This is a genomic window from Streptomyces sp. NPDC054840 (assembly GCF_053611065.1).
Genome location: NZ_JBSGZP010000407.1, coordinates 1 through 6,769 on the forward strand (window position 1 = coordinate 1; position 6,769 = coordinate 6,769).

At 71.9% G+C, this 6,769-nt stretch carries 7 protein-coding genes; 2 read left to right on the forward strand and 5 right to left on the reverse strand.

The window, feature by feature from the left end; all coding sequences use genetic code 11:
* Positions 1 to 2: 2 nt before the first annotated feature.
* The 4 genes from ACWGIU_RS25230 to ACWGIU_RS25245 all read right to left on the reverse strand — a co-directional run bounded on the left by ACWGIU_RS25230 (position 3) and on the right by ACWGIU_RS25245 (position 3,831).
* Positions 3 to 758, reverse strand: coding sequence for an AIM24 family protein (locus ACWGIU_RS25230; RefSeq protein ID WP_453709355.1), 756 nt, complete (start codon positions 756 to 758; stop codon positions 3 to 5).
* Positions 759 to 775: 17 nt separating this feature from the next.
* The gene (locus tag ACWGIU_RS25235) at positions 776 to 1,456 is read right to left on the reverse strand and encodes an AIM24 family protein (RefSeq protein WP_453709367.1); all 681 of its coding nucleotides are present in this window, start codon (positions 1,454 to 1,456) and stop codon (positions 776 to 778) included.
* 20 nt (positions 1,457 to 1,476) lie between these two features.
* Positions 1,477 to 3,042, reverse strand: a complete 1,566-nt coding sequence (locus tag ACWGIU_RS25240) for a TerD family protein (protein ID WP_453709357.1) — start codon at positions 3,040 to 3,042, stop codon at positions 1,477 to 1,479.
* 150 nt (positions 3,043 to 3,192) lie between these two features.
* Positions 3,193 to 3,831, reverse strand: a complete 639-nt coding sequence (locus tag ACWGIU_RS25245; RefSeq protein ID WP_453709359.1) for a M48 metallopeptidase family protein — start codon at positions 3,829 to 3,831, stop codon at positions 3,193 to 3,195.
* Positions 3,832 to 3,957: 126 nt separating this feature from the next.
* Here ACWGIU_RS25245 and ACWGIU_RS25250 point away from each other — a divergent pair, with 126 nt between their 5' ends.
* Positions 3,958 to 5,091, forward strand: a complete 1,134-nt coding sequence (locus ACWGIU_RS25250; RefSeq protein ID WP_453709361.1) for a ThiF family adenylyltransferase — start codon at positions 3,958 to 3,960, stop codon at positions 5,089 to 5,091.
* A 72-nt stretch (positions 5,092 to 5,163) separates the two neighbouring features.
* Positions 5,164 to 6,492 carry an ABC1 kinase family protein gene (locus ACWGIU_RS25255; RefSeq protein WP_453709363.1) on the forward strand — a complete coding sequence of 443 codons (1,329 nt, stop codon included), beginning with the start codon at positions 5,164 to 5,166 and terminating at the stop codon, positions 6,490 to 6,492.
* 13 nt (positions 6,493 to 6,505) lie between these two features.
* Here ACWGIU_RS25255 and ACWGIU_RS25260 read toward each other — a convergent pair.
* The coding region (locus tag ACWGIU_RS25260; RefSeq protein ID WP_453709365.1) for a hypothetical protein at positions 6,506 to 6,769 on the reverse strand (264 nt) is incomplete at its 5' end.

Below are 6,769 nucleotides of genomic sequence, written 5' to 3' on the forward strand. Positions count from 1 at the left end.
CGTCAGTTCCAGGCGTTGTTCTGGTTCTGCGCGTGCGAGCCGTGCTGCCCCATGCCGAACTGCGCGGCGACGCCCTGGCCGAGCTGGGCGTTCTGCGGCGGCAGCACCTCGCTGGGCTGCACCAGCGCGAAGCCGGTGCCGAGGAAGCTCAGCTCCCAGCCCTCGCCGGTGTTGCCGCGCCGCCGCCACACTCCGCTGGAGTGCGTCTGGGCCTGCATCTGGACCCGCAGCGAGGTGGACCAGGCGACGATCGCGTCGGCGTCGGCGTTGACGTACTTGTCCGGCGTGACCTCCATCATCAGCGGCTGCCCGGAGGTCATCAGGGCGACCTTGCCGCGGCCGGAGATGTTGAGCTGGTACTTGCCGGAGCCGGAGATCCCGTACTGGCTGTCCACCGCGATGACCTCGGTGTGCAGGGTGGAGTCCAGCGCCAGCACATAGCTGCTGTCGACCGTGAGGCCGTCCTGCTCCACGTCCACGACGTGCACGTACTGGGCCAGGTTGGCCAGGTAGACCGTGCCCTGCCCGGAGCAGCGCATGAGGTCCAAACCCTCGCCGGTGCGGCGGCGGGCGTTGCGCTGGCCGGTGGTCTGGTATTCGCCGTCGAAGTCGATGAGTCCCTGGTAGGCGACCATCGCGCCCTTACGGGCGAGTACGTCGTCGGAGCCCGTCAGCGAGACCCGCAGCAGCTGCGGGTTCTGGACGGCGTACCGCTCCTGGGACTGCGCCTCGGCGTGGGCGAAAAGTGCGCTCTGCATGATGTGTCCGCTCCCCCTCAGCCCCGGGCCCGGAGCCGGTCGGTGCTGTCCTCGCTGGGCTGTACGACGACGATGCCCTGGCCGGAGAAGGCCATCTGGTAGGCCTCCCCGCTGCCTCGGCCGATCATCGACGAGGCCTTGAAGCTGCGCTTGCCCTTGACCTTGAGATTCGGCGACCAGGCGACAAGCGCGTCGGGGTCGACGTACGTCTCGTCCTCGCCTCGGCCGCAGTCGACCACGATCGGGGTGCCGCGGGAGGTCAGGGCGACCCACCCGGTGCCCGCGATCTGCACGTTGAACAGGCCCTGGCCGGCGAACTTGGCGAGCCCCTTGACCCGCTCGACGCCCCACTGGAGGTGGGCATCGAAGGCCAGCAGGTTGGTGCCGTTGACCGAGAGCGAGTCGTTGTTGAGGTTGATGACGACCACGTCGGCGCCGTAGTCGGCCAGGTAGAGCAGGCCGTCGCCGGTGCACTTCATCAGCGGGGCACCTTCGCCGGTGACCCACTGCGAGGCCATCTGACGGACGGCCGGCGGGTTGGGCTCGTACTGGACGAAGCCCTCGTAGGCGACCATCGAACCGGTGCGGGCGAAGAGGTCCTGGCCGCTCTGCATGGCGACCTTGAGCATGGCCCGGCCGTGGTTCTCCATGCGGGCCGTGACGGGTGTGGGGGCGTAGCCCGCGAGTTGCTGGTTCATTGCGTTCATGTCGGGCTCCCTCAGACCTCGTACGGCTGGACGACGATGAAGTTGCCGGGAGCGCCGCGGAACTGGAGGTTCACGGTCTCCCCGCTGTGGCCGGGGTAGGCGTTGCGCCGCAGCCGGACCTGACTGGAGATGATCACCTGCGAGGCGGAGGACCACGCGACGATGGCGTTGCTGTCCGCGAAGGTGGTCGGGGTGACGGGCAGGACCACCGGGACGCCGTGCGTCTTGACGATGACCGTGCCGGTGCCCTGGAACTGCATGGTGAACAGGGCGCCGCCGGGGATGCCGTGGCCCTCGATGCGGCGGACCTCGTGCTGGAGCGACTCGTCGAAGGCGAGGACGGCCTCGGCGGAGACGCAGATCCCGTCGCCCTGCAGCTCGATGGCGTGCAGGTGGGCGCCGTTCTCCGCGAGGAAGACCTGACCGCGGCCGGTGCAGCGCATGAGCTGCATCTCCTGGCCGGTGGCGTTGCCGACGATGCGGCCGGCGAAGCCCGCGCCCTTGTAGCTGAAGTCGACCTTGCCCTGGTACAGGACCATGCTGCCCTGGCGCGCGAGGACGGCCTGGCCGCCCATCGCGAGGTCGACACGCATGAGCTGCTGGTTCTGCGGGGTCCAGCGGCTGCCGGTGGGGGCTTCCTTGTACGGCTGGAGCGCGGCGGCGAGGCCGGCACCGGCGGCGGGTACCCCCTGCGGGGCGTAGCCCGGCTGCTGGCCGGGGACCTGGCCGTAGCCCGGCTGCTGCCCGTAGGGGGCCGGGGCCGGGGCGGGCGGCAGGACCTGGCCGGGGTACTGACCGGGGACCTGGCCCGGGACCTGGCCGTACGAGGGCTGCGGCGGCTGCGGCGGCTGGCCGTACGGGGCAGGGGCCGCCGGGGCGAGCGGTGCCGCCATGGTGGGCGCGGCGTGCACCGGCGCGGGGGCCGGGGCCTGCGGGGCCTGGTGAGCCGGGGCCGGGGCGCCGAAGGCCGGAGCCGGGGCGGCCGCCTGCGGCGGCGGGGCGAACCCGGGCGAGGCGGCGGCCGGGGCCTGCTGCGCCGGCTGCGCCTCCTCGGCGACCTCGCCGCCGAAGTTCCGCAGCAGCGCGTCCAGCCCGCCGTCGAAGCCCTGGCCGACGGCGGCGAAGCGCCACACGTCCTTCAGGTAGAAGTCGCCGAGCATCACGGCCCGCTCGGTGGTGAACTCCGCACCGGTGAACGCGTACCGGACGACCTCTTCGCCGCCGGCCACGATCCGGATGTGGCCGGGGCCGATCTGCGACATCTGTCCGGGACCGTCGATGGTGGCGGTGAAGGACAGTTTGTGGATGGATGCCGGAATGCGGTCCAGCGTCACCCGGAAGGATTCGGTGTCGCCCGACTGCGCACCGAGTTGCTGAATGGACTCTTCCGGCGACTTCGGCTGATTGAAGAAGACGAAGTAACGGTCGTCCGACAGCTGCTCGTTGGCGTCCAGGCCGAAACAGCTGATGTCGAAGGCGAGTCCGGACCCTGCGATCTGGACACCTACGTACAGATCGGTGCCCGCCGTGAGATCACTGATCTTGGCCTTGTGGCCGCGTTGGAATTCCCTGGCCATACGTACGACCGTCCCCCATCCCGACTGTGAATGCGTGCCGCTCAGGCTAACGGCAATTGCCGACATCCGGCCAAGCCGGTACCGACCCGGTACAAAACCCGGCGTGCGGCATGCCGGACGGCCCGCGCGCCGGCGGGCGGGCCGGGGGGCTCATTCCTCGCGGGCGGCGGGGACCTTCGGGAGCCGCTCGGCGGCGACCACGCCCTCCAGGAAGCCGCGGGCCCGCTCGGTGCGCGGGTACGCCTCCAGCAGTTCCCAGAAGCGGGGTCCGTGGCCGGGTACGAGGAGGTGGGCGAGCTCGTGCAGGAGCACGTAGTCGACGACGTACTCGGGCATCCCCTGGAGCCGGTGCGAGAGCCGGATGCTGCCCTCGGCGGGAGTGCAGGAGCCCCAGCGGGTGTTCTGGTTGGTGACCCAGCGGACCGTGCGGGGGCGGGCGCGGCCGTCGAAGTACTGTTCGGACAGCTGCGCGGCCCGTTCCGTGAGTTCCGCGTCCCCGAAGGTGCGTCTGCTCTCCTGGGCGGCCAGTTTGTCGAGCATGACCCCTACCCAGCGCTGCTCCTCCGCCTCGGACATCCGGGCAGGGATGAGCACGACCGTACGGTCACCCTCGCGATAGGCGGATACGGTCCTGCGGCGGCGCGCGCTCCGGCGGACTTCGACGGCGCGCTGCGGGGGGTCGGCGGACACGCCACGACGGTACCCGGTCGCGGTGGCGGAAGTCCCGCCCGTCCGCGGTTCGAACACGAGGGATTCCCAGCCGTTTTCCGGAACCTCATTTCCCTTCATCTCATATGCCTGATACCTCGCACCTGTGGACAAATTCCTGCACGGATTCCGGCGGGCGGGCACTGTGGCGGAAGTACGGGAAACGGATCAGTGCCAGTGCGCACGGGATATCGAGGGGGACCGGACATGTATCCGAGGGTGAAACCGGCGTTGGCGCGGGCCTGGCGGGATCTTCAGACGGTTCAGTTCGGGGTGACACCCGCGCACGCGGTGGTGCTCGGCCCCGTGGACACGGCGACGGGCACGCTGATCGACCGGATCGACGGGACCCGGGGGATGGAGCTGCTGCGGTCCGAGGCCTCGGGGATGGGGCTGCCGGACGGCCGGGCCGACGAGGTGGTCAGGACCCTGGCGGGGGCCGGTCTGCTCGACGACGCCACGGCGGGCGGACCCCGGGCCCAGGCCCTGCGCGCGTTTCCGGAGACCGTGGAACGGCTGGGGCCCGACCTGGGTTCGCTGTCCCTGGTCCACCGGGAGCCGGGCGGGGACCTGCGGGGGATCGCCGCCCGCCGGGCGATACGGGTCCGGGTGCGCGGGAGCGGCCGGGTGGGGGCCGTCATCGCCGCGGTCCTGGCGGGAGCCGGTGTGGGCCGGGTCGAGGTGCTCGACGGGGGCCGGGTGGAGCCGGCGGACGTGGCGCCCGGCGGGCTGGACACCGGGAGCGTGGGCCGGCCGCGGGCCGAATCCGCGGGCAGGCTGGTGCGCGGGTCGGCCCCAGGGCGCACCCCGCGGGCCGGGGAGGAGCAGGGGGCGGAGCCGGGGATGGCCCTGGTGATCGTCGCGCCCCGGGACGGGCTGCAGGCCTGGGCCCCGGATCCGGACGCCGCGGCGGACTGGGTCGCCGCGGGCATCCCGCACCTGTACGCAGGGGTGTTGGAGGGGACTGGGCTGGTGGGGCCGCTGGTGCTGCCGGGGTCGACGGCCTGCGCCGGGTGCATGGAGCGCGACCGGGTGGACCGGGACCCGGCCTGGCCCAGGATGCTGGTGCAGTGGCGCTCGGCCCACCGCCGCCGCCCGAGTGCGGCCTGCGACCTGGGCCTGTCCACGGCGGTGGCCGGGCTGGCCGCGGCCCACGCACTCGCCTTCCTCGACGGACAGTTGCCCGCTTCCACCGCCTCCCGCTGGGAGGCGGCCCTCCCCGCCCTGCACTGGGAATCCAGCCCGGTCCACCCGCACCCCGACTGCCCTTGTGGGGCGGGCGGGTCAGCTGAGGAGGATCGGGCGGGGATCGGCCGGGAGGGCCATGACAGGATGCGTTGAGGCTGTCGGGTCGGCGGAGCCCTTCCTGAATCCGCCGTTCGGGGCGCAGCTGTCTGGGACATGGAGGGGCATATGTCTGATCTTCCCCGGAAGGCGGTCACCCGTACCGTCAAACTGGCCGCGCTGCCGCTCGGCATGGCGGGCCGGGCCACGTGGGGGCTGGGCAAGCGGATCGGGGGCAAGTCCGCCGAGATCGTGGCGCGCGAGCTCCAGCAGCGCACCGCCGAGCAGTTGTTCCGCACGCTCGGGGAGCTGAAGGGCGGTGCCATGAAGTTCGGGCAGGCCCTGTCGGTTTTCGAGTCGGCCCTGCCGGAAGAGGTCGCGGGACCCTACCGGGCGGCGCTGACCAAGCTCCAGGAGGCGGCCCCGCCGCTGCCCGCGACGACCGTGCACCAAGTGTTGACGGACCGTCTCGGCGCCGACTGGCGAGACCTGTTCGAGGAGTTCGAGGACAAGCCGGCCGCGGCGGCCTCCATCGGGCAGGTGCACCGGGCGGTGTGGCACGACGGCCGGCAGGTGGCCGTCAAGGTCCAGTACCCGGGGGCCGGTGAGGCGCTGCTGTCGGACCTGAAGCAGCTGGGCCGGTTCGCGGGACTGCTGGGGCCGCTGGTCCCCGGCATGGAGATCAAGCCGCTGATCAAGGAGTTGCGCGACCGGGTCGCGGAGGAACTCGACTACGAACTGGAGGCCGAGGCCCAGCGGACGCACGCGGACGCCTTCGTGGACGACCCGGACGTGATCGTGCCGGACGTCGTGCACCAGGGCGACCAGGTGCTGGTGACCGAGTGGATGGAAGGGACCCCGCTGTCGGAGGTGATAGCCGACGGTACGCAGGAGGAGCGGGATCGCGCCGGACAGCTGCTGGCCGGGTTCCTGTTCTCCGGTCCGGCGCGTACCGGTCTGCTGCACGCGGACCCGCACCCGGGCAACTTCCGGCTGGTACCGGGGGCGGACGGCCGGACGCGGCTGGGAGTCCTGGACTTCGGCACGGTCGACCGGCTGCCCGGGGGCTGGCCCAGGCCCATCGGCAGGTCGCTGCGGATGACGCTGGACGGTGACGCCGAAGGGGTCTACGGGCACCTGTGCGCCGAGGGGTTCGTGAAGGAGTCCGTCGAGCTGGATCCCGACGCGGTGCTGGACTACCTGAGGCCGATCATCGAGCCCGCCGAGGCCGAGGAGTTCACCTTCACCCGGCCGTGGCTGCGCGGCCAGGCGGCGCGGATCGCCGATCCGCGCTCCCCCGCGCACCAGTTGGGCCGGCAGATCAACCTGCCGCCCTCCTACCTGCTGATCCACCGCGTGACGCTGAGCACCATCGGGGTTCTGTGCCAGCTCGGCGCAACGGTGCGGCTGCGGGACGAACTGGACACCTGGCTGCCGGGGTTCGCCTCCGCCGAGTGACTGCGTGGGCGCGTCACCACCAGGACGAGTCGAGCCTGCCCTCGATGGCCCGGAGGTTGGCGCGCGCGCAGTCGACGCAGAAGTACTGTCTGGTCCCGTTCTCCACCGAACAGGTCCAGGTGGGTGGGATCTCGCCCGGGGCCTTCGTGCCGCAGCCCGCGCAGACGACGGGCTGGGCCTCGGATCCCGACGGGCCGGGATGGGGAGTCGGCTGGTCCACCTCCAGACGATATCCCCGTCCGGGGGCGGACGGCGCCGCGCAACGCCCCGGGGGGAC